Origin of the sequence: Micromonospora sp. NPDC047134, from assembly GCF_040643455.1 — a bacterium.
Lineage (GTDB): Bacteria > Actinomycetota > Actinomycetes > Mycobacteriales > Micromonosporaceae > Micromonospora.
Window position 1 is genome coordinate 169,615 of sequence record NZ_JBEYUI010000009.1, and the last position, 22,058, is coordinate 191,672.

General features: G+C 71.7%; 15 protein-coding genes and 1 rRNA gene. 6 read left to right on the forward strand and 10 right to left on the reverse strand.

All coding sequences use genetic code 11. The features are described 5' to 3' along the window. Nucleotides 1-102 precede the first annotated feature (102 nt). Both ABZ795_RS14200 and ABZ795_RS14205 read left to right on the forward strand, forming a co-directional pair. A complete protein-coding gene (locus ABZ795_RS14200; protein WP_357530596.1) occupies nt 103-702 on the forward strand; it encodes a Uma2 family endonuclease in 600 nt (199 codons plus the stop codon). An 80-nt stretch (nt 703-782) separates the two neighbouring features. After that, on the forward strand, nt 783-2,453 hold the full coding sequence (locus ABZ795_RS14205) for a DUF885 domain-containing protein (protein ID WP_357530597.1): 1,671 nt from the start codon (nt 783-785) through the stop codon (nt 2,451-2,453). Between the two features lie 66 nt (nt 2,454-2,519). Here the strand turns inward: ABZ795_RS14205 and ABZ795_RS14210 are convergent, their stop codons facing one another. The 4 genes from ABZ795_RS14210 to ABZ795_RS14225 all read right to left on the reverse strand — a co-directional run bounded on the left by ABZ795_RS14210 (nt 2,520) and on the right by ABZ795_RS14225 (nt 10,583). Then, complete coding sequence (locus ABZ795_RS14210; protein ID WP_327023678.1) at nt 2,520-3,650, reverse strand: DUF3068 domain-containing protein; 1,131 nt, start codon at nt 3,648-3,650, stop codon at nt 2,520-2,522. Between the two features lie 68 nt (nt 3,651-3,718). Beyond that, complete coding sequence (locus ABZ795_RS14215) at nt 3,719-4,540, reverse strand: methyltransferase domain-containing protein (protein WP_357530598.1); 822 nt, start codon at nt 4,538-4,540, stop codon at nt 3,719-3,721. Continuing rightward, nucleotides 4,537-8,925 (reverse strand): alpha-(1->3)-arabinofuranosyltransferase, encoded by a 4,389-nt coding sequence (locus tag ABZ795_RS14220; protein WP_357530599.1) that lies wholly within the window; start codon nt 8,923-8,925, stop codon nt 4,537-4,539. The genes ABZ795_RS14215 and ABZ795_RS14220 overlap by 4 nt, the downstream gene beginning before the upstream one ends. Continuing rightward, nucleotides 8,922-10,583, reverse strand: a complete 1,662-nt coding sequence (locus tag ABZ795_RS14225) for a substrate-binding and VWA domain-containing protein (RefSeq protein WP_357530600.1) — start codon at nt 10,581-10,583, stop codon at nt 8,922-8,924. The genes ABZ795_RS14220 and ABZ795_RS14225 overlap by 4 nt, the downstream gene beginning before the upstream one ends. Nucleotides 10,584-10,842: 259 nt before the next feature. Here ABZ795_RS14225 and ABZ795_RS14230 point away from each other — a divergent pair, with 259 nt between their 5' ends. Beyond that, nucleotides 10,843-12,051 (forward strand): glycosyltransferase family 4 protein, encoded by a 1,209-nt coding sequence (locus ABZ795_RS14230; RefSeq protein WP_357530601.1) that lies wholly within the window; start codon nt 10,843-10,845, stop codon nt 12,049-12,051. An 86-nt stretch (nt 12,052-12,137) separates the two neighbouring features. Here the strand turns inward: ABZ795_RS14230 and ABZ795_RS14235 are convergent, their stop codons facing one another. Together ABZ795_RS14235 and ABZ795_RS14240 are read right to left on the reverse strand one after the other, a co-directional pair. Continuing rightward, nucleotides 12,138-12,299 (reverse strand): hypothetical protein, encoded by a 162-nt coding sequence (locus ABZ795_RS14235; protein ID WP_013736401.1) that lies wholly within the window; start codon nt 12,297-12,299, stop codon nt 12,138-12,140. Then, nucleotides 12,296-14,065 carry a hypothetical protein gene (locus ABZ795_RS14240; protein ID WP_357530602.1) on the reverse strand — a complete coding sequence of 590 codons (1,770 nt, stop codon included), beginning with the start codon at nt 14,063-14,065 and terminating at the stop codon, nt 12,296-12,298. The genes ABZ795_RS14235 and ABZ795_RS14240 overlap by 4 nt, the downstream gene beginning before the upstream one ends. Nucleotides 14,066-14,233: 168 nt before the next feature. Between ABZ795_RS14240 and ABZ795_RS14245 the strand changes: the two genes are divergently transcribed. Then, nucleotides 14,234-16,087, forward strand: a complete 1,854-nt coding sequence (locus ABZ795_RS14245) for a hypothetical protein (RefSeq protein WP_357530603.1) — start codon at nt 14,234-14,236, stop codon at nt 16,085-16,087. A gap of 15 nt (nt 16,088-16,102) precedes the next feature. On the opposite strand, the gene ABZ795_RS14250 is transcribed toward ABZ795_RS14245, so the two are convergent. After that, nucleotides 16,103-16,858: an FkbM family methyltransferase gene (locus tag ABZ795_RS14250; protein ID WP_327023671.1), complete on the reverse strand. Its 756-nt coding sequence runs from the start codon at nt 16,856-16,858 to the stop codon at nt 16,103-16,105. A 155-nt stretch (nt 16,859-17,013) separates the two neighbouring features. On the opposite strand from ABZ795_RS14250, the gene ABZ795_RS14255 reads away from it, so the two are divergent. Together ABZ795_RS14255 and ABZ795_RS14260 are read left to right on the forward strand one after the other, a co-directional pair. After that, nucleotides 17,014-18,393, forward strand: a complete 1,380-nt coding sequence (locus ABZ795_RS14255; protein ID WP_357530604.1) for a polysaccharide biosynthesis protein — start codon at nt 17,014-17,016, stop codon at nt 18,391-18,393. 116 nt (nt 18,394-18,509) lie between these two features. Next, nucleotides 18,510-20,327: a VanW family protein gene (locus tag ABZ795_RS14260; RefSeq protein WP_357530605.1), complete on the forward strand. Its 1,818-nt coding sequence runs from the start codon at nt 18,510-18,512 to the stop codon at nt 20,325-20,327. A 75-nt stretch (nt 20,328-20,402) separates the two neighbouring features. On the opposite strand, the gene ABZ795_RS14265 is transcribed toward ABZ795_RS14260, so the two are convergent. The 3 genes from ABZ795_RS14265 to rrf all read right to left on the reverse strand — a co-directional run. Then, entirely contained in the window at nt 20,403-20,951 is a 549-nt protein-coding gene (locus tag ABZ795_RS14265; RefSeq protein WP_357530606.1) for a hypothetical protein, read from the reverse strand. Between the two features lie 218 nt (nt 20,952-21,169). Further along, entirely contained in the window at nt 21,170-21,865 is a 696-nt protein-coding gene (locus tag ABZ795_RS14270; RefSeq protein ID WP_357530607.1) for a class I SAM-dependent methyltransferase family protein, read from the reverse strand. Between the two features lie 102 nt (nt 21,866-21,967). Beyond that, a 5S ribosomal RNA gene (gene rrf, locus ABZ795_RS14275) occupies nt 21,968-22,058 on the reverse strand; the annotation flags it as partial.

A 22,058-nucleotide genomic window follows, 5' to 3' on the forward strand; every position in this document is an offset into this window, starting at 1 on the left:
CGGAAACACGGCGTTGTCCTGGGCTTTTCGGCTGCCGTGTCGCGCGCCACAGAAACCACCTACATTGGTACTGCGTTGACCTGCCGAGGAGGTGTTTCCCCGATGGCGATGCCGATGCGCTTCGACCCACTCGTCGACCTCGACGGAATGTGGACGACCCAGCTCGCCGAGCGCTACCTCCCCCTGCCTGAGCTACCCGATGCACGCTACGAGTGCATCGACGGCAGGTTGGTCATGACGCCCGCCGAGGTCGGCACGAACAGCTACGGCGAGATCAAACTCGCCCGCTTGTTGGCGCCAACAGCCGAGAGCCACGGCTTCTACGTGTTCGGTCAGGTGAACCTGACCTTCTCGCCGCAACGGTGGATCCAGCCGGACGTCACCGTCCTGCATGCGCTGCCCAAGACCGACGAGGAGGATCGCTGGATTCCGGTCCACCTGTGCACCATGGCGGTCGAGTTCGTCTCGCCCGGCAGCCGTCGGCAGGACTTCGTCGACAAACCGATGCGCTGCGCTCAGGGGCGGGTGCCGTACTTCATGCGGGTGGAGATCTCCCGCCGACTGCGGCACGCTGCGGTGGAGTTGTTCACCCTCGGCAAGTTCGGCGGTTACGACACAGTGGCCAAGGCGGTCAGCGGCGACCGGCTGCGTGCCGACGAGCCGTTCCCGATCGACTTCGATCCGGCCGACCTGCTGCCCTGACCCTCGGCCGCCACGCCCGGTGGGCAAGGTCCGCGAAAGGCGGCAGCCTCCGCCCGGCCGTCTCGCGTAGGGTCGCGGGCGTGGGACGAATCGACGATATCGCCAACCGTTATGTTGCCGAGTGGGCCGCGCTGAGCCCGACCGGCGCCACCTACGTCGGCATCTCCGGCTACGACGACCGGTTGGATGACCTGTCGCCGGACGGGTACGCCGCTCAGGCCGACTTGACCCGCCGCACCCTGGCCGACCTGGACGTCACCGAGCCGGACACCGAGGGCGAGCGCATCGCCCGGGAGGCGATGCAGGAGCGGCTGGGTCTGGACCTGGCCCGTTACCAGGCCGGCGAGACGACCAGCGAGGTCAACGTCATCACCAGCGGGCTGCACCACACCCGAATGGTCTTCGACCTGATGCCCACCGCGGGTACGCAGGCGCAGGCCAACATCGCCGCCCGGTTGAACCACTTCGCCGGTGCGCTGGAGGGCTACAAGACGACTCTGCGTGAGGCGGCGGCGGCCGGCAAGATCAGCTCGCAGGCCCAGTTGATCGAGGTGGCCAAGCAGTGCGACGCCTGGGTGGATCCGGAGGGGGACAACGTCTTCCACGGGCTGGTCGAGCGCCTGGGCGCCGAGGGCACCCTCGACGCCGACCTGCGTCGGGGTGCGGCGGCGGCCACTGCGGCCACGGCGGAGTTCGGGCAGTTCCTGCGTACCGAGCTGGCTCCGCGAGGGCGGGAGAAGCAGGCCGCCGGGCGGGAGCGGTACGAGCTGGCCTCGCAGTACTTCCTCGGTGCCCGGATCGACCTCGACGAGACGTACGCCTGGGGGTTCTCCGAGCTGGCCCGCCTGGAGGCCGACATGCGGACGGTGGCCGGGCAGATCCTCACCCCCGGCGCCACCATCGAGGAGGCGGTCCGGGCGTTGGACGCCGATCCGGCCCGGACCATCGTGGGCAAGGAGGCCTTCCGGGACTGGATGCAGCAGCTCGCCGACCAGGCGATCAGCGATCTCAACGGCACCCACTTCGACATCCCCGAGCAGGTACGCCGCATCGAATGCATGATCGCGCCGACCAGTGACGGGGCCATCTACTACACCGGTCCCAGCGAGGATTTCAGCCGGCCGGGCCAGATGTGGTGGGCGGTGCCGCCGGGTGTCACGGACTTCTCCACCTGGCGTGAGGTGACCACGGTCTACCACGAGGGGGTGCCCGGTCACCATCTCCAGGTCGGCCAGACCGCCGTGCGGGCCGGGCTGCTCAACCGCTGGCAGCGACTGCTCTGCTGGGTCTCCGGGCACGGTGAGGGCTGGGCCCTGTACGCCGAGCGGCTGATGGACGAGCTTGGCTACCTGGAGGATCCGGGTGACAAGCTCGGCATGTTGGACGGGCAGGCCTTCCGGGCGGCCCGGGTGATCGTCGACATCGGAATGCATCTGGAGTTGGAGATCCCGAAGGACAACCCCTTCGACTTCCACCCCGGGGAACGCTGGACCCCCGAGCTGGGCTGGGAGTTCCTGCGGGCGCACTGCCGGGTGCCGGACGAGCAACTGCGCTTCGAGTTGAACCGCTACCTGGGCTGGCCGGGGCAGGCCCCCTCTTACAAGGTGGGTGAGCGGATCTGGCTGCAGGCCCGCGACGAGGCCAAGACCCGCAAGGGCGCGGACTTCGACCTGCGTGAGTTCCACCGGCAGGCCCTCGACCTGGGCGCCCTCGGGCTGGACCCGCTGCGCCGGGCGTTGGCCCGGTTCTGAGTCCAGACACGGTGAAGGGGTGGACCCGGGCGGGTCCACCCCTTCACCGTTGCCGTGCCCGGCGGGTCAGTGCCGCTCCGATTCGCCCTGGTTGCCGCGCTGAATCGGCACTGTGGGGTCGTCGGAACGCCAGTTGGTCGAGGCCGGCGGGATCTCGTCGGTCAGCGGACCCCCCTCGCGTACCGGCGGCTGGTCCACCCGGGTCGGGGGCGAGTCCGCCCGGTGGCGCCGGGTGGTCACGGCCGCCGGGGCGGGCCGACGGGAGAGCAGCAGGGCGGCCACGATCAGCGCCAGACCCAGCACGACCAGGCCGAGCGGGGCCCAGACCCCCAGGATCGTCAGCTGTCCCCGGCTGGACTTGGCCCGGTCGGCCGAGGCCGTGACGGTCTCCTCGTTGTAGAGGAAGTCCGCGTCCAGCAGGGTCACCGGGCTGCCCGCGTTCGGCATCAGGGTCTTCTTCTGCTGCTCCCGCACCTTGATGTAGGAGCCGGTCACCGGGTCGACCCAGACCGTACGGGTGTTGCTGTAGACGATGTCGCCGGAGGTGGCACCCGGGGCCAGGGCGCCCAGCAGCAGGGCGATCCGCTCGGCGGGCAGGGGCAGCTTCTCGTCGCTGATGACCTGCTCGTACCGGTAGGTCTCCAGGCCCTCGATCTCCTCGGTGCCCTTGAACTCGGCCATCCGGGTCTGCCGCAGGTCCCGGTCGAAGACCTCGTGGTTCTCCTGCTCCGCGTTGAACGGGAACTTGTAGACCTGCCCGGCGAAGGAGACCTTCTCCGGGGCGCCGCTGTCGTCGAGGAACTGGTCGTTCCACTCCACGGCCGCACCGGAGACCCGGTCCAGGGCCAGCTCCGCGCCGTACGCGCTGATCAGTTCCTTGGTGTCGGTCCGGTCGACGGTCTGCCCGACCCGCCACACCACGGTGTCACCGGCGAGGTCACCGCTGAGCGCGGCGGTCTTGTCGCGGTCCGGGGTGACCAGGATGGTGGACTTCAGGTCGGCCTGGTTGATGGCGACCGCGCCATTGGTGATCTGGAGGAAGGTCGCCCCCTTGGCCTCGGCGACCGAGGTGGAGGGCTCCAGGTCGTAGGGCAGTTTGGTCATCGCCGGTTTGACGACGAACACCAGTCCGGCGGCCAACGCCAGGAGCAGAACGCCCCCGCCGAACAGCACGGCACCCACGGCGCGGTGCTTCATGTTTCCTCCCCAGAGGAGCGAATTTCGTCGGTGTCAATCAGTGGGATGGCCGCGAGGTTACTACTTGGTCACATAGCAACGCGACCCCCGGTCAGCTCTGATTTCTGCACCGTGTCGGGCTGATGCTCGGTGCGGCGGCGCAACACCAGGACGAAATTCCAGGCCACCACCTCCCGGACACCGGGCACCCGGATCACCCAGCGCGCCCACCAGGGGTGATAGCGAGGTAACGCATCGACCATCTCGATCTCGCCGTTGCCCCACGCCCAGCGCAGGGTTTCCGCGATCGACACCGGGAACAGGGTCTCCCGGAACCGGTTCTTCGGCGGCCGTCCGGTGCGCCGTTCGTACCGACGCCGGGCCCGGTCGCCGCCGAGGTAGTGCCAGGGGGCGGTCTCATGCCCGCCCCACGGCGAAAACCACGGGGTGTACGACACGAAGATCAACCCGCCGGGCCGGGTGACCCGGACCATCTCGTCGAGCATCCGGGGCGGTTCGGCGACATGTTCCACCACGTTGGAGGAGAAGGCCACGTCCACGCTGCCGGTGCGTACCGGCAGAGCCGTCCCGCTGCCCCGCAGCATCCCGGCCACAGACTCCCCGGCCGCGGAGAAGTCCCCCACGTCCGGGTCCAGCCCGACGTAGTAGGCCCCGGCCGCGCGGAAGGCCGCCGCGAAGTATCCCGGCCCACCGCCCACGTCCAGCACGGTCCGGCCGGCCAGCTCCGTGTAGCCCTCCAGCTGGCGCACCGAGTCGTCGGCGAGCAGGCCGTAGAAGTGGTCCGGGTCGGTCTGCTCGACCAGGAAGGCCCGGAACAGGGTCACCGACCGGCGCAGGGTGGCGAAGCGACGCCGCGCCGCCCGCCGCGCCCGATCGTCAGTAGCCGTCACCGCGTCACCGTCCCGTCCTCACCATCGGCCCTGACCGCACCGTCAGTCCTGGCCTCACCATCAGTCCTGGCCTCGGGGTCCGTCGTCAGCTCGTCGGATGTGCCCGGCGTCACATCATGTGGGACTGGCAGGTCGGCCGGTACGCCGGGTGCGGGCATCACCGCCGCGACCACCGCACCGATCGCCACCAGCATCGCCGCCTGCACCCAGGAGCTGTAGGCCCACGCCTGTCCGTGACCCTGCACCCGGCCGGTCACCGAGATCACCGTGGCCGCCGTCAGCCCGCCCAGCACCACCACCGGCAGGGCCCGTACGGCCAGTTGCCGCAGCACCATCGCGGCCAGCACGATCGCCACCGGCAACACCCCGCCCAGGGCGGCGAGCAGCACCACCAGCAGGCCACCGATCATCCAGGCGGGTGCCTCCGGGGGGATCACCCCCGCCGGGCCACCCTCCACGGCAGCCCGCGCCTCGGTGCCGACCGCCAGCCGGCGGCGCACCGGCCAGGCGGCCAGCAGCAGCACCCCCACGGCCGTCAGGGCACCGACCAGCAGGGCCCCCCGGTACGCCCGGTCCGGGGCGAAGATCAGCCTGACCTCCCCCCCGGCACCGGCCGGCAGAACCCACGCCTGCTGCCACCCGTCGACCCGGGTGGCGGTCAGCGGCGCACCGTCGAGGGTGGCCTGCCAGCCCGGGTTGGCGTTCTCCGGCACCACCAGCAGCGCCGACTCCCCACCGGCGACCCGGATCCGACGATCCGTCGGCGCCCAGTCCAGCACGGTCACGGCCCGATGCCGGGGCCCGTCGACTTCCGGCGAACCCGAGTCGTCGCCCTCCCCAGGCGAGGTCTGGTCCGACGCCGGTTGCAGGCTCGCGGACTGGACCAGGAACCCCTTCGAGGGGGAGGTCGCCAGCCGGTGCCCACCGGCCGGCAGGTCCAGCACCGCGCCGCCCGCCCCGCAGATCTGCAGCGGCACCGGTCGCCCCGCCAGCACGTCGCCGAACCGGGCGCTGACCGAGGTGGCGTAGCGCTGGCCGTCCAGCTCGACGGTCGGTCCGTCACCACACCGTTCGACCACCCGGGTCTCGGCGTCGATCGGCTTCAGCAGCTTCGCCAGGGCGGGGATCTCCACCTCGGCGATCCCGGCCGTGGCGGGCCAGCCGTTGCCCCGTTGGTCGGCGATCCGCAGTTCGGTCGAGCGCACCACGATCTCGATCCGGTCGGTGCGTACCGCCGGGAAGGTCACCGTCCCGTCGGGGCTGACCGGCACCACCACCTCCCGCCCGGGGGTGTGGATTTCCACCTCGTCGGGCAGGGAGCCGATCGGCAGTTGCGCGGCCCGTAGCCGCAGTTCGTCGATCCGGCGCGGGCCCGACCAGCTCAGCCGCAGGGTCGGGCGCAGGTCACCGGTGTCGGCCAGCCAGGCAGTACCGGGGTCGCCGTCGATAGCCGCGTACGGCGTCACGGCGGGGTCGCCGGCCAACCGGGAGGAGGCGCCGGCCGTCACCCCCACCCCGGCCAGCTTCAGCTCGCCGCCCGGACGGGGCATCGCCTGCAACGCCATCCGGTACGTGCCGGCGGCCGGGTTGCGGAATATCCGGTCCACTCCCAGCGGTTCCTCACCGACCCGGGCCAGGAACCGGTCGCAGCGGATCACCGTGTCGGCGGCCCGCACCGGTGGCCTGCTCACCGACCCGACCGGGACGATCCGGTCCGCCTCCGCCGCCTCGGTCAGGTGGCACGCCGGGCGGTCGGCCGGGCCCCGGCTGAACACCCAGCTCACCGGCGCGGCCGGATTCTGCGGCAGGTCCGTGGGGGTGCGCAGCACCCGCCGCGGCTCGGTGTCGGCGATGGTCAGCTCCCGGATGCCCACGGCACCGTCCAGGCGTCCCTCGGCCACCGCCAGCACGGTGACCCGCACCCGGCTGGTCGGGCCGGGCAGGGTGTAGTACGTGTGACCGCCCAGCACCGGGGCCACCTCGTGATCCACCGAACCCCGGTCGGTGGTGAGCCGGAACTTGGTCACCGGCCAGCCCACGGCCAGGTCGGTGACGAACTCCAGGCGTACGTTCTCCACCTGTCGAGGGGTGTCCAGGTCGACCTGGAGCCACTGCCCGATCGGCCCGCTCAGCGGCGCCGAGTGCCAGGCGGTGTGCGACTGGCCGTCGATGGCCGCGAACGGCAGGCGGGAGGGGTCGGCGGGGCCCAGGGTGTCCACGAAACTCACCGCCGAGGAGGCGGAGACCTCGCGTACCCCCTGGTAGGTCGCCGTGGTCTGGTGCTGCTCACCGGCGAAGGGCAGCAGGTCCAGGGCGACCCGGCCCTGTCGTCCCTCTTCGTTAGCGGTCAAGGTCTGGGAGAGGTTGTTCCCTACCCGGCCGATGTCGCGTTCCCGGCGGCGCAGGCCGTCGGTGACGATCCAGGTGTCACCGGTCGCCTCCGGTGTCTGCTCCCGGTCACCGGCCAGCACCACCGGCCGGTCCCGTTCCACCACCCCCTGCTCCAGCAGGGGCAGCAGGGACTCCGGGCCCCCGCTGACCGTGGGCACGTCGGCGGTGAGCACCGCCGAGGCCACCGGCACCGGCGGGTCGACCTCGTACACCTCGATCGCCGGTAGGACCGGGGTGCCCTCGTCGACCGGGCTGTTGATCATCCGGGACAGGACCTCGGTGCTGCCGAAGGTGGCTACCCGGGTGATGCCGGGCGACTCGGCCAGGGCCCGACGCAGCACCGCCACCGGCGGGGCGTCCACCTGGGTCCGGTCCAGGTCGTTGCGCAGCAGCAGATGCCGGAATCCGGAGCGGGCCAGCAGGTCGGCCAGCCCGGCGGAGCCACGGCCGCTGGCCAGCACCTCCTCGACGGTGTCCATCATCCGGGTGTTACCGGCCGAGCCGAGCGGGATCTGGTGCCGGACCGCCCACGGCGCACCGGCCAGGGCCTGCAGGGGTTCGTCGACCGTACGCCCCCACTCGTACTGGCCGAACCCGGCGCCGGGCACCATCAGGGTGCGGGCCAGCGCGTCCCGATCGGCCAGCCAGGTGGCCGCGGACCGCCAGTGCGGGGGCAGGTCCGCCCAACCCGGGCCGGGACGCAGCTGCCCCAGCCAGGCCGGTGCGGCGGCCCCCAGCACGAGCAGCAGCACCGGTACGAACATCAGCGGGCGCAGCCGCAGACCGGGCCGGCGTCGGGCCGGCGAGTGATGCATCCGGGTGACCACCGCGTCGACGCCGTGGGCGAACCCGAGCATCAGCGGCAGCCGCAGCACCGGGTCCAGCTTGTGCACGTTGCGCAGCGGGGCCAGCGGCCCGTCCAGCAGCCCTCGGACCACCTCGGAGACCGGGCTGTCCAGGGCACCGACGTAACCGATGGTGAGCAGGGTCAGCCCGGTGAGGAAACCGGCCACCAGGAACCGGCGCTGCGGCAGCAGGTTGCCGGCCAGCCCGGCCAGCCCGATCAACGCGACCACCGCGGTGAGGGCCATCAACACCGGGTGGTCGATCAGCAGCCACCCGGCCGGCCACCACGGCTCGCCCTGCACGATGTACGCGACCCACTGGTTGGTGCCGCGTACCGCCTGGAACAGCGAGGCCACCGCCGTGGTGGTGGTAGAGGACTCGATGAAGTCCAGGAAGGGCAGGCTGTACTGGCCGAGCAGCAGCAGCGGCACGATCCACCACAGGCACACTCCGAGCACGCAGACGCACCACCAGGCGACCAGCCGCCGGTGTGCGGCGTCCCAGCGTCGGGTGAGCAGCCAGATACCGGGCAGCACCAGGGCCATCAGCACCACGGCCGCGTTGATCCCACCCATGCCGAGCACGGCCAGCGCGGACAGCGCGGCGGCCCGGCGGGGTGAACCGATCCGGCGTACGGCCACCAGCGGCAGCAGCACCCAGGGCAGCATCGCGGCGGAGAGGCTCTCCGAGGAGAGCGCGCCGATCTCGGTGAGAATACGGGGAGCCAGGGCGTAGCCGAGGGCCGCCGCGTACCGGGTCGGTTCGGTGCCGATGTTCATCACCCGGGCCAGGCGCAGCAGCCCGTAGAAGGCGGCGGCGAGCAGCAACGCCGTCCACAGTCGCTGGGTGATCCAGGGTGGCACCCCCAGCAGCTGACCGACGGCGAAGAACGGCCCCATCGGGAACAGATAGCCGTACGCCTGGTTCTGCAGTTCCCCGGCGGTGGCCTCCGGGTTCCACAGGTGCAGGGCCCGGGCCATGAAGTGGATCGGGTTCGCGGCCAGGTCGATCTTGGTGTCGAAGGTGACCTGACCGGGCCGCTGCGCGAAGGCGATCGCGGTGAGCAGCAGCAGCGACAACACCGTGCCGGGCGAGCGGCGTAGCCGAGCCACCAGCCTGCTCACCGAGGGTGCCGGCAGCCGGCTCATCGGCGGCACTCCGGCGGCAGGCAGCTCAGGTCGGCCAGGGCGGAGAAGAAGATGCGGCGCATGCCGCTGGGCTGGGCGGTGACGAAGACCCGCCCGCCGGTGACCTTCGCGATCGCCTTCAACTCCTCGGGATCGATCTCTTCGCCCAGCCCGATGAAGATGATCGGCAGTGGGCGGCGGGGTTCCTGCATCCGCTTCAGTTCGGCCAGGAGGGCGGCCCGGCCGATGCTGTCGTCGTCCTCGTTGCGGCCGTCCGTCATCACCAGCACCAGGTTGATCCGCCCGGGAGTCCAGTGCCGCCGGGCCTCCCGGTACGCGGCCAGGGTGCTGTCGTACAGCCCGGTGCCGCCCTGGGGCTTGGCCCGGACGGTGTCCAGGGCCTCGGCCAACCGTTCGCGCTGGGCGCCCAGCGGCGCCACCGGCAGGATCTCCCGATGGTCCCGTTCACCGTCGAGCCTGGTGGCGAAGGCCCAGACACCCAGTTCGGTGTTGTCCAGCAACAGGGCCGCACCCGCCTCGGCGGCACGGACGGTCGCCTCGAGCCGGGTGCCCCCGCCGGGCACCTGGGCCGCCATCGAGCCGGAGACGTCCAGCAGGGTGAGGATCCGGGCGCTGCGCTGCACCCCGCTCCAACCGGTCAGCACCTCGGTGACGGTCTCCTCGTCCGGCAGCGGCACCGGTCGACGTTCCTCCGCGGCCAGCCGGTCGTCGCTCGGCATGGCCGGCGGGAAACCCGAGGCGGTCCGGAAGCCGTGCCCGAGGAGCATCTCCCGGGCGGTGCTGTTGAGCAGTTCGGCCAGGAACCCGGCCGCGGCGTCCCGCGCCCGCCCCTCGGCGGAGGGCAGCACCACGTACGGCAGGTCGAGCCAGGGAACGGCGATCTCCGGGTACGCGGCGACCAGCTTCTTGCCGGAGGTGGTCAACGCGTTGTGTTCGAGCACCGCCTGCTCAGTGGCGGCGACCATGTCCACCCCGCCCGGCAGGTCCCGGCCGGGATTCAGGAAACTGGTCTGCTCGGCGGGGCTGAAGGTGTCGGTGGCCAGGCGCCGCAGGGTGGCCGTCCGAGTCGCCGCCGAGTCGCCGTTCTCGTCGGCCAGCATCCTTACCCCCAGCAGGGCGCCGACCCCGGCGGGGTCGGCCGCCGGGTCGGGCAGCCCGACCGTACGCTCGGCACCGAGCAGGGATTCCCAGGTCAGCGACTTGGCCGGCCAGCCGGAACGACGGGCCACCCGGTCGGTCACCGCCAGCACCACCGGGGTGCTGGCCACCGAGGTGCCCGCGGCGGGAACCTCGAAGGCACCGGCGGCCCGGGCCCGCCGCAGCCAGAAGGTCGACTCCGGCAGCCAGGCGTCGGCCACCTCGCCACCCTCGGCTAGTTCCCGGATCACCTCCGCCGAGGGCCGCACCTGCACCTCGACGGAGACGCACGGCTGGTTGCCGGTGTTGGCCCGGGCCACCCGGTCCAGCGCGGGCGCGATCACCGGGGCGGCGGCCACCCGCAGCCGTACCTGTTCGACGCAGGTCGGCGTGCCCCGGTCGGCGCGCACGTACGCCACCGCCGCCCAGCCGGCCAGCAGCACCGCCAGGGCGGCACTGAGCAGCACCACCGGGGAACGGTGGGACAGGGCGCGCGTGGGCGCGCGACGGTCGGCCTCCACCGCCGCCTCACCTCCTCGTCACCCCTGCGGACGACACGCCATCGCAGGTCACAGGCGTCGCGACGGGTTCACCGCACCGGGCAGGCGAGCATCGCACGCTGTTGCGCTGCACACCCTGCCAAGGTTTGTCCGCCTCGGCAAACCCCTGATCGACGAACCGACATCGGACCCCACCCTGCCGGATCTGCCCATTGCGCACCCGGGCCGCACCGCCCTAGGGTGGCGCGATCGTGCTCACTTACTCGTCGGTAGGAGCAGCGTGGACCACTCCGACACCCCCTCCCGCCACGTTCTGTTCCTCAACTGGCGCGACACCACCAACCCCGAAGGCGGCGGCTCCGAGGTCTACATCGAACGCATCGCCGCCGAACTGGTCACCGCCGGTCACCGGGTGACTCTGCTCTGTGCCGCGCACGACCAGGGGGGACCGGCCGAGACCACCGACACCGGGGTACGGGTGCTGCGCCGCGGCTCCCGGATGACGGTCTACCTGCGGGCGGCGCTGATCTGTCTGGTCGGCCGGTTCGGCTTCGGCCCGCTGGGCCGCCGTGGTCTCGGTCGACCGGATCTGGTCGTGGACGTCTGCAACGGGGTGCCCTTCTTCGCCCCCCTCTATGCCGGTCGGCCGGTCATCGCCCTGGTGCATCACGTGCACCGGGAACAGTGGCCGGTGGTGTTCGGCCCCTGGATGAGTCGGCTGGGCTGGTGGATCGAATCGTGGCTGGCGGTCCGCCTCTACCGCCGTTGCCGGTACGTCACCGTCTCCGAGGCCAGCCGGGCCGAGCTGACCGACCTGGGGGTGGACGCCGACCGGATCGACGTGGTGCCCAACGGCACCCCCGCGGTGACCGGCCCTGCCCTGCCGCGTACCCCGCACCCCTCGCTGCTGGTGCTGGGCCGACTGGTGCCGCACAAGCGGGTGGAGATCGCCCTGCGGGCGGTCGCCGAACTGGTCGACGAACTGCCCGACCTGGAACTGGTGGTGGCCGGGCAGGGCTGGTGGGAGGGACCCCTGCGCGAGTTGTCCGAGTCCCTGGGCATCACCGACCGGGTCCGGTTCACCGGCTTCGTCAGCGAGGAGGAGAAGCACGCCCTGCTCTGCTCGGCCTGGCTGGCCCTGACCCCCTCACTCAAGGAGGGCTGGGGACTGACCATCGTGGAGGCCGCCGCGTGCAGCACCCCTACAGTGGCCTTCCGCTACGCCGGTGGGGTGGCCGAGGCGATGGTCGACACGGAGACCGGACTGCTCGTCGACAGCGAGCAGGAGTTCACCGCCGTGGTCCGGGAACTGCTGGCCGACGACGTACGCCGCAAGGCGATGGGGGAGGCCGCGCTGACCCACGCGGCCCAGTTCACCTGGACCGCCACCGGCGCCCGCTTCGCCCAACTGGTCGCTCAGGCCACCGCCGGAGACGACCGCGCGGGCCACGACCGGAAGACGACCGCCCGGGTCACCGCCGGAAGCTGACCCGCCGATCAGGACCGTCCGGCGGCCGGACGTAGACACGCGAAGAAGACGCCCGCATCATGCAGGCGCCTTCGCCTCGTTCGAGGTCAGCGCGTGCCGTACAGCGGGGCCTCGGTCTGCTCACTCACCTTGGAGTTCGCGGCCTCCTTGGCGGACGGGCTGAGCACGTTCGCCAGACCGACGCTGCCCAGCATGCCGAGCACCACACCGAGTACCCCGACGGCCACGAACGCGGGCAGGTTCCTCATCCACCTTCTCCTTCCGCGGGACTCGCGTGCCGGGACGCTACCACGCGGTAGCACCGTCGCGCAGCGGCCGAAAAACCGATGGCCAGCACCGCCGTTCCGGCCAACAGGTGCGCCAGGCCTACCGGCCCCGGGCGGGCGGGGGTGGGCGGGGGTCGCCACTGCGGGTTCTCGTACAGGGTCAGGTCCTCGCCCGCGTACACCCGGTGCAGCCCGGCCAGGGTCGCCGGGTCCACCGGCGGGCCGGCCGCCCGTTGCACCAGCACCCACCGGGAGCCGGCCGCCGCCACCGGCTGGTTCGCGTCCAGCAGCTGCCGAATCCCGGCGGCGCGGGGGTCCTCACCGGCCACCGCCGTGCCGTCCACCCGCAAGGTGTCGTCGATCGCCACCGGCACCCCCAGATACCGGGGCGCCGGATCGATCACCACCTGCCCCCGGTTCCAGGGGTAGCTCTGATACTCCTGGAACGGCAGCGACACCACCTCACCCGGCCGCTGCTCCACCAGCCGGGCGACGGTCGGCCAGTCCGCCGGCCAGGCCACCGGACGCAGCCGACCCGCCCCACCGAAGGCCAGATCGGGCAGGACCGCCACCGGCAGCAACGCCGCCCCGACCAGCAACACCCGCCCGGTCGCCAGGTCGAACCGGGCAGTCAGCAGGTCCGCCAGCCGCTCCGCCCCCAACGCCACCGCGATCGCCAACAGCAGGGCGTACGGCATGAGCAGCTTCTGCCCGTCGCGCAGCAACCCCGCCCCCGGCAGATGAGCCACCGACCAGCCGAGCAGCGCCGCCGCCCCCGGCAGCACCCCGAGGGCCGCCGCCAGCCACGACCCGACCGCCAGCAGGCCCAGCCGACCGACCCCACGCCCCGCCCAGCGACGCCGCAGCAGCGGTACCCCGACAGCGGCCACCACCAGCAGCAGTACGGTCGCCAACGGCACCAGCAGCCCGGCCCGCGAGGCCGGGGTGGCCTGGGCGTTCCAGATGCCACCGGTGCCGGCCAGCGCCACCAGTGGACCGGCCCAGTTCTCCGCTCGGGCGGCGAAGGCGGCCACCCCGGCCGGGTCGGAGCGGCCGTCACCGGCGCTGGTGAACCCGGCCACCAGCCAGGGCGCGTTCAGCAGCAGGCTCACCCCCACCCCGACCGACACCGCGCGGGCCGCACCCGGGTACCGCCCGAGAGTCAGGACGACGACGACCACCAGGGCCAGCAGGCCACCGGTAGGGGTGATGGCGGAGACCGCCACCGCCAGCAGCAGCCGGCTCAGCGCCCCCCGCTCACCGGCCCGCACCCCGAAGGCCGCGCGCACCAGCCACGGCAGGGCGGCGTACGCGACCAGCAGTCCCCACTGACCGATCAGCAGCCGCTCGGCCAGGTACGGCGTCCAGGCGTACCCGAGGGCGGCCACCACCCGCACGGCGGTCCGTCCGGTCGGCACCAGCCGGGCGGCCCCCAGGGCGGCGAAGTAGACGATCGCCACCAGCACCAGGCGTTGCAGCAGCCACCCCGGAACCAGTTGGTTGGCCAAGGCCACCACGGCGTCCTGCGGAACCGCCCGGGGCAGGGCGGTGGCCGGGGCGATCAGCTCCCAGCTCAGGGTCTGCCTGGGCACGAAGACCATGTCGTACCGCAGCAGGTAGCCGGGCAGGGCCAACGGTGCCAGCACGACGGCCGTCACCGCGGCGGCCACCAGATGCGGCAGCCAGGACCGACGGCCGACCGCCGCATCGGCACCACCCTCGGGCACCGAGCCGCTCCGTTCCCGCATCCGTCGACCTCACCTAGCCGGTACGCGGCGAGGTGGCCGCGTCGGTGGCGGCCACTGTAACCGCCCCGCCAGGCACCCGGCGCCGCCGGTTGCACCAGCCGTTGACCTGATAGGGGACCCGGTGAGCGGTATGGCAGTCTTCCCGCCATGGCATCGGCGGGGGACAGCGTGACAACGGCACCGAGTAGGACGGGCGGCTGGCTGCGCAGCGACCGGATCGGCACGGCGGCACTGGTCATGATCGCGATCAGTGTGTTGTGGCGCGCCCAGGTGGCCGCCCGTGGCTTCCTGGCCGCCGACGACTACGTGCTGATCACCCAGGCGGCGGAGTCCCGGCTGACGGTCACCCATCTGCTGGAGCTCTACAACAACCACCTCATGCCCGGCGGACGGCTGCTCATCTGGCTGGTCACCGAGTACGTGGGCCTGGCCTACTGGCCGTACGTGCTGCTCATGTCGATCGGCCAGGCGATTCTGGGGATCACCTTCTTCCGGCTGCTGCGCCGGATGCTGCGGCCCTCCGCCCTGCTACTCCTGCCGCTCGGCCTGCTGCTGTTCAGCCCGCTGACCCTGGAGGCGAGCACCTGGTGGGCCGTCGGGGTCAACATGCTGCCGATGCAGATCGCCATGGTGCTGGCGGTCGGCGCACAGGTCGGCTACGTGCAGACCGGACGCCGACGGCACCTGGTGACCCTGGCCCTGTCCGTACTGCTCGGCCTCTTCTTCTTCGAGAAGTCGATCCTGATCGTGCCGTTGGTCTTCCTGCTGACGGTCGCCTGCTACGCCGACGGCGGCCCGGTACGCGCCGTCTGGACCACCATCCGCCGGTGGTGGACCTCCTGGCTGGTGCTGACCGTGCTGTCCCTGGGCTTCGCGGCGGCCTACCTGACCCGCTCGGAGTCCTCGCTGCGTCGCCCGGAATCGGTCGGGGAGGTGTTCTCCTTCCTGACCCAGATGTTCGGGTCCACGGTGATTCCCGGCCTGGTCGGCGGCCCGTGGCAGTGGCTGGGGGCCGGTGACGGCGCCCCCGTCGCCGCACCGCCCCAACTGGGGACCTGGGTGGGTTGGACCATCGTCGCCGCCGTGGTCGCGGCGACCGTACGCCAGCGCCGCCGGGCCGGGCGGGCCTGGCTGCTGCTCGCGGCCTACCTGGCCATGGTGGCGGGCATGCTGGCCGCGACCCGGCTCGGCTCGGCCTTCAGCGGGGTGGCCGGTGGGGTGCCCCGGTACGTCAGCGACGTCGTCGTGGTGGCGGCGATCTGCCTGGGGGTGGCCGTGGTCGGGCTGGCCCGAACCACCAGCACCACCGTGCCCCCGGCACCGGCCGACCCGCCCGAGCCGGGACTGCTCGGCCCGGTACCGGAGCGTTACCGGGAGTCGGTGACGGTCGCCCTCGTGCTCGTGTTGGTGGCGGTCGGCCTGGGCACGGTCTGGACCACCGCCCGGTACGGCGACGAGTGGGAGGCGAAGTCCGGCCGGTCGTACATCGACACCGTGCGGATCGAGATGGCCAGCGCACCGCCGGACACGGTCTTCTTCGACGCCCCGGTGCCGGACAACGTCGTTCCCCGCCTCTCCTCGCCGTACAACCTCCAGTCCCGGTTCTTCCGGGCCTTCGGCACCCGGCCCACCTTCGTGGACGAGACCGACAACGCCTCGGTCCTCGACGCCCTGGGCCGCATCCAGGTGGCCACGATCGTGGGCAGCACCATCCAGCCCGGCCCCCAGGAGGGATGCGGCTACCTGGTCAGCACCGGCAAGACCGTACGGATGCCGCTGAACGAGCCGCGTTTCCACTGGCACTGGGTGGTCCGCATCGGCTACCTCAGCTCGGCGGACGGCACCGCCACCCTGCGGCTCGGTGACGGGGAAGCCCAGTTCCCGGTCCGCAAGGGCCTGAACCAGCGCTTCTTCCGCATCACCGGCGGTGGCGACACGGTGGAACTGACCGTGACCAGCGGCGAGGTGTCGCTCTGCACCAACGAGATCGCCATCGGCGACCCGGCTCCCCGCCCCGAGTGAGGGTCACCGGCCGGGTCACTCCGGGCGGAACAGCACGGAGTTGACGTACCGGGGTCGGGGCCAGAGGACCCGGCGGGCGAAGCTCTGCCCGACCCGTACGATCGCCTCCCGCTGGTGCCCGCCGAGGTCGAAGTCGGCCAGCGGCACCCACTCGCGGCCCGGCAGCACGTAGCCGCGGTAGCCCCAGCCGGTCAGCAGCTCCAGCAGCGGCTCGACCGGCTGGATCCGTTCCTCCACCTCGATCAGCAGCACCGGACGGTCCCGCTTGACGGTCTCCGCCGCGCCGCGCAGGGCGGGCAGCTCGTGACCCTCGATGTCAATCTTGATGAACCGCACCTCGGTCAGGCCCAGCGAGTCCAGGGTGATCCGGCGGACCGGCACCGGGGCGCCCTGGGTCGGATCCTCCAGCGAGGAGGTGCCGACGATAGCGCCCCCTTCGGGCAGATACAGGGTGGCCGTGCCCTCGTGGTCGGAGACCGCCGCCTCGACCACCTCCACCCGGGGGAAGGCCGTACGCAACTGGCCGGCCAGTGCGGTCGTCGGTTCCACCGCGACCACCCGCGCCGCCCGCCGCAGCAACCGGGCGGTCCACGGGCCGTACCAGGCGCCGACGTCCACCGCCGTGCCGCCGACAGGAACGAACTCGGCCAACCGGGCCAGTTCCGGCTCCACCCGTGGATAGACCCGACGGATCGCCGCCCCGAGCAGCCGCTCGGGGAGCATGGCCGCCAGGCCGGAGGTCGCTGCGGGGGCCAGCTTCGTCGACGCCATGGAGCAGCACACTAGACCTTCGCGGCCGCCCTGGGCAGAGGGTGCCGGTAAGGGGCTGTCCGCGGAGGCTACCGGCCGGTACCGTCTTGCCGGTCGGGCCCCTCGCCCGGCGACGATCAGCCGACCGGTCGGGTGGGCGGCAGACGCGGAGTGGCATGACGCAGACGACGGGCAGCGACACCAGCCGGTTCCGGCTGGGTGCGGCCGGTGCCGCCGTCACCCTCGCCACCCTGGTGACCAACGCCCTGGCCTATGTCGTCCCGGTGCTGGGCGCCCGCCGGCTCAGCGCCGCCGATCTGGGGGCCCTGGCCACCGTCCTGGCGCTGGGTGCCATCGCGGCGGTACCCGGCTTCGGGCTCCAGATCGCGGTCGCCGCGCACCGGGCCCGCTCGGGTGGCGGCGGTGCCGGACCACTCGGGCTGCGTACCGCCGCGCTGACCGGGGCGGTCACCCTGGCCGCGGTACCCCTGTTGACCGTCCTCCTCCGGCTGCCGGTCCCGTTGACCATGCTGCTGGCCGCCACCACCTTCACCACCGTGCTGGCCGGTCGGTGGCTGGGTGAGTTGCAGGGTGATCAGCGTTTCCTCCGGCTCGCCGTAGCCATGGCCGTGGTGGCCACCGGCCGGTACGGCGGCCTGGTCCTCGGTCTCCTGCTCGGCGCCGGGCCGGTCACCTGCCTGCTGTTGGCGGCGGTCACCGGGCTGCTGGCCCTGCCGATCCTGGCCCGCCTGGCCACCCCACCGAGCGCCACCACCGCCGTACCACCCACGGTGCCACCCCCGCCGCGAGCCGACGAACCCGCCGCCGCCCTGTTGCGAGCCGCCGAGACGCCGCGCACGACGGACCTCGCGCCGCGTGGGCTGGGGGCCCGGCAGGTGGCGACCGCCTGCACCGCCACTCTGGCGATGCTCACCATCTCGTACGCTGACCTGATCCTCGCCCGCCAACTGCTGCCCGCCGTCGACTCCGGCGCGTACGCGGTCGGTTCGGTACTCACCAAGGGTGCGCTGTGGGCGCCTCAGGTGGTCACCCTGCTGGTGCTGCCCCGACTGGCCCGGGGCGACCGCCGTGCCCGCCTGGCCGCGCTGGGTCTGATCATGGCTTGTGGGGTGGCCCTCGTCGCCGCCGCCACCATCGGCGGCGAGTTGGCCTTCCGGCTCGCCGGCGGCGCCGACTACCTGCACCTGGCCGACACGGCACCGTTCTTCGCCGCCACCGGGGCCCTGTACGCGGTGGTGTTCATGCTGGTCAACGAGAGGGTGGCGACCGGCGCCCGGTGGCCGGCCGCACCCCTGTGGGTGGCCACCCTGGGCCTGGCCGCCGCGGCCGCCCTCATCGCGCCCCGTACCCTCACCGGAGTCCTGTCCTGCGCGCTGGCCGCCGCCGCCGTCACCGCCACGGCGATGGCCTGGCAGGTCTTCCGGCCCAGCCGGGTGACCGACTCGACCACCGGCAGCCGGTCCTCCGTCAGGACGGGCGAAGCAGGCCACCCGGAGACTACGCAGCGTGAGCGCCCTGCTGCCGGTAGGCGGTAAACCCGTGTCGATGGCGACTCCCAGCGCGCTGAGACCCCCCGCACCCCGTCGGGTTGGCTACCGTAGTTGCCTCCGGGGTGAAGGTTCCACCCACGGCCATTTCCGAAGAGGTAGCTGTGACCCTGTACGGCGAGAACCGTCCGCCCGCTGACGACGACCGGCCCACGGTCCAGGTGACAGCGGTCAGTTGGCCTGTCGAGGAACCGGAGCGTCCCTCCCCGGTGGCACCGCAGGGCGGCGGCGTGAAGCGTTCCCGTCGGTTCCGGATCCTGCTCGCCACCGGGATCGCCACCACCGTGCTGGCCTCGGTCGGCGTCGTGGCCGCCTGGGCGTACGTCGGTGAGGTCCCGCGCGGCACCACCGTGCTCGGCACCGAACTCGGCGGGCGCAGCCGCGCGGACGCGGCCCGGGACCTACAGGCCCACCTGGACCGGCGGGCCGACGAACTGGCCGCCCCGATCGAGGTACGAGTGGGCGAACGCACGGCGCAGATCAACCCGGCCGAGGTAGGCCTGACGGTCGACGTGGAAGCCACCGTGGCCGCCGCGGCGGCGGCCCAGGCGCACGCCGTGGACCGCCTGGTCGGGTCCCGCGAGATCGAGCCGGTGGTCTCCGTCGACGTGCCGAAGCTGGAGACCGAGCTGCAGAAGCTCGTCGGTAAGCAGGGCCGAAAGATGACCATGCCGGCGATCACCTTCACCGGCACCACCCCGAAGGCACGGCACCCGAAGCCCAGCCTGACCATCGACCCGGAGCATTCGGCGCAGGTGGTCAAGGAGGGCTGGCTCAACGGGCAGCCGGTGAACGTGCCGCTGGTGGAGAACCACCCGGTCACCTCCGCCGAGGAGGTGGACCGCCTGGTCGAGGAGTTGGCCAAGCCGGCGGTCTCGGCGCCGGTCAAGGTGACCACCGATCGGGGCACGGTGACCATCCCGCCGCAGGCGATCGCCAAGAGTCTCCGGTTCAAGGCCGACAAGGCCGGCAAGCTGACCCCCGGCCTGGACGCCAAGAAGCTGCGGTCCGCCCTCGGCGACCGGCTCGACAAGGTCGAGGTGGCACCGAAGAACGCCACCATGACCATCTCCGGGGGCAAGCCGAAGGTGGTCGACGGGCGCTCCGGCAAGCAGGTGGACCTGGGCGCCCTCCGCGAGGACCTGCTGGCCGTCCTACCCCGCACCGATGGTCGTACGCTCCCCGCCGTGCTCAAGCCGGTCACCCCGAAGGTCACCGCGGAGAAGATCGCCGGCCTGGGGATCAAGGAGAAGGTCTCCTCCTTCACCACCTACTTCACCGGTGGGCTGTCCTCGCCGCGTAGCCAGAACATCGTGACGATCGCCAAGCACGTCGACGGCACAGTGGTCCTGCCCGGCGAAACCTTCTCGCTCAACGGCCACACCGGGGAGCGGGGCTACGCCCAGGGCTACCGGGACGCCCCGGTGATCCTCGACGGCAAACTGGTGCCCGGGGTCGGCGGCGGCACCTCCCAGTTCACCACCACGCTGTTCAACGCGACGTACTACGCCGGCCTCGAGGACGTCGAGCACAAACCGCACTCGTACTACTTCAGCCGCTACCCGGCCGTCATCGAGTCCACGATCTTCTGGCCCAACCTCGACTTCAAGTTCCGCAACAACACCGAGTACGGGGTGCTGATCGACACCTCGTACACCGGCAACTCGGTCACCGTGTCGATCTGGAGCACGAAGATCTGGGACAGCGTCAAGACGGAGTACGGCCCCCGACGCAACATCACCTCACCGCGGACCGTCTACCTGGATCCGGGGCCCACCTGCATCCCGGCCAATGGCAGCCAGGGCTTCACTCAGGACGCCTTCCGGGTCATCAAGAAGGACGGCAAGGTCGTCAAGCGGGAGAAGTTCACCTGGACCTACGACGCGGAACCCCGCTTCATCTGCGCCAGGGAACCCGCCTGACCAGGCCCCTTGCGGGACGGTGAGGGCCCGAATCGGCGGCTTTCACCATACGTCTCCTCGGCCTTGCCGTACTCGTCACTGTCCGCGTTGGCGGGGTCCCCACCACGGCAGCAGCGGCGGAAGGTCGGCAAGCGGTCGGCGGGGAGGTTTCGGCGGCTGCGACCCGCCGTCGTCGCCGTCCCAGCGCCGGCCATACTGGTCGGGCAAGTCACCCCAGCCGAAGTACGGCATCGGCTCGGCAGGCAGACCGCCGAGCGTCTCGAGCGGGTCGATACGGGACTCGGCGACCGTGCACAGGTGCGCCCAGTCGTCACCGAAGTCGAACAGGTACGCGAACTGCTCGCCGCCGCCCAGCCGACTCAGCTTGGTCCGGTCGCTGTCGATGCTGCCCTCGGGCGCTTCGCCATCCCACAACTCAAGCGGTGTGACCTGGGTCTGGTCGGCCAGCGTGAACATGTGCATGTGGGCCAGGTCCCAACGGGCGAACGCCAGGTCGATCGCCTCAGCCAGCTGAGCGAAGGTGTGGGACCGGCCTGCGGCGAAGACCCTGCCAGGTCGAGGCCACAGGTCGAGGCCACGACCGGAGACCAGCTCAACCCGGATGGACAGCCAGGTACGCGCCACCGCTCACCCTTTCATCGAATGGGGCCCCACTCCGCCTGGAAGGCTACGCAACGTCACCGACACCGACCGCAGCCGGGTCAGCGGCCGGGTGAGTAGAGCGAAGGAGGGTGTCCCTATAGGTTCGTCATGGCTCGAACCTCACCACTGGTCGTCGAGTCTGCCTCCGAGGTCAGAGGTCTCCGGTCCCCTGGACCGTCAAATCGTCGGTTCGCCGTCGGTCATGCGATGAACTGGAAGATCTTGCCGCTCCCCAGCTGCTGTGGGGTGCCGGTGAAGCGATGGACGCCGACGGAGAACAGCACGTCGTCGGGAGCGGTGAACGCCTCTTCGGCGAACCCTGCTTCGGCCAGCCATCCTCGGACAGCCGGTGTCAGGTCGGGTGCTCGTCGTGTCCTGGTCCAGATAACCGTGGCGTCGGCGGCGCAGAGCTGCGGCAATGCCTGAATGGTGGTGTGCACATCAGCGTCGCTGATGTTGCCCAGAACGCCAGCCATGATGACCAGGTCCGCAGGCACCGCCTGCCGGTATGAGGCGAGGTCACCGGCGTCGGCCTGCGCAACGGTCACCGTGTCGTGGCCCTCGGCCATTGCCCGGGCTGCGACGACGTTGCGCGGTTCGTACTCGATCAGGGTGGCGCTGACTCGCCTCGCATCGGGGCGTGACGCCAGCACGGCCAGGATGTCGTGGCCTTGGCCGGCGCACATGCTGACCACGGAGACCGGTCCGCCGGGTCGCTCATCGAGCCAGGCGGCGATGTGCTGCTGGACCAGCCTCAGCCGGCGTGCCAGGGGCGAGCCGGGATCGGTGTACGGGCCATGCCAGGCGTACCAGTCCTTGCCGTCCTTCATGGACGCCGAGTTTGCCAGTGTCACTGCGCAGCGGCGGCCGCGGACATGCCGCGCATGGGAAGGCATTGCCGGGGGCGGCAGAGCTGTCCCCGGACTGGCACCAGGAGGCAGCTGGGTGGGGAAACGTATGAGGGCCACCCCATTGGGGTGGCCCTCATATCGAAGTGTGTCCGGCGGTGTCCTACTCTCCCACACCCTCCCGAGTGCAGTACCATCGGCGCTGGAGGGCTTAGCTTCCGGGTTCGGAATGTAACCGGGC

Excerpts from the sequence above, each read along its gene's own strand:
- ABZ795_RS14200 (WP_357530596.1), top strand. The coding sequence starts at position 103 with ATGGCGATGCCGATGCGCTTCGACCCACTCGTCGACCTCGACGGAATG.
- ABZ795_RS14210 (WP_327023678.1), bottom strand. The coding sequence starts at position 3,650 with ATGAAGCACCGCGCCGTGGGTGCCGTGCTGTTCGGCGGGGGCGTTCTG.
- ABZ795_RS14220 (WP_357530599.1), bottom strand. The coding sequence starts at position 8,925 with ATGAGCCGGCTGCCGGCACCCTCGGTGAGCAGGCTGGTGGCTCGGCTA.
- ABZ795_RS14235 (WP_013736401.1), bottom strand. The coding sequence starts at position 12,299 with ATGAGGAACCTGCCCGCGTTCGTGGCCGTCGGGGTACTCGGTGTGGTG.
- ABZ795_RS14240 (WP_357530602.1), bottom strand. The coding sequence starts at position 14,065 with ATGCGGGAACGGAGCGGCTCGGTGCCCGAGGGTGGTGCCGATGCGGCG.
- ABZ795_RS14250 (WP_327023671.1), bottom strand. The coding sequence starts at position 16,858 with ATGGCGTCGACGAAGCTGGCCCCCGCAGCGACCTCCGGCCTGGCGGCC.
- ABZ795_RS14255 (WP_357530604.1), top strand. The coding sequence starts at position 17,014 with ATGACGCAGACGACGGGCAGCGACACCAGCCGGTTCCGGCTGGGTGCG.
- ABZ795_RS14270 (WP_357530607.1), bottom strand. The coding sequence starts at position 21,865 with ATGCCTTCCCATGCGCGGCATGTCCGCGGCCGCCGCTGCGCAGTGACA.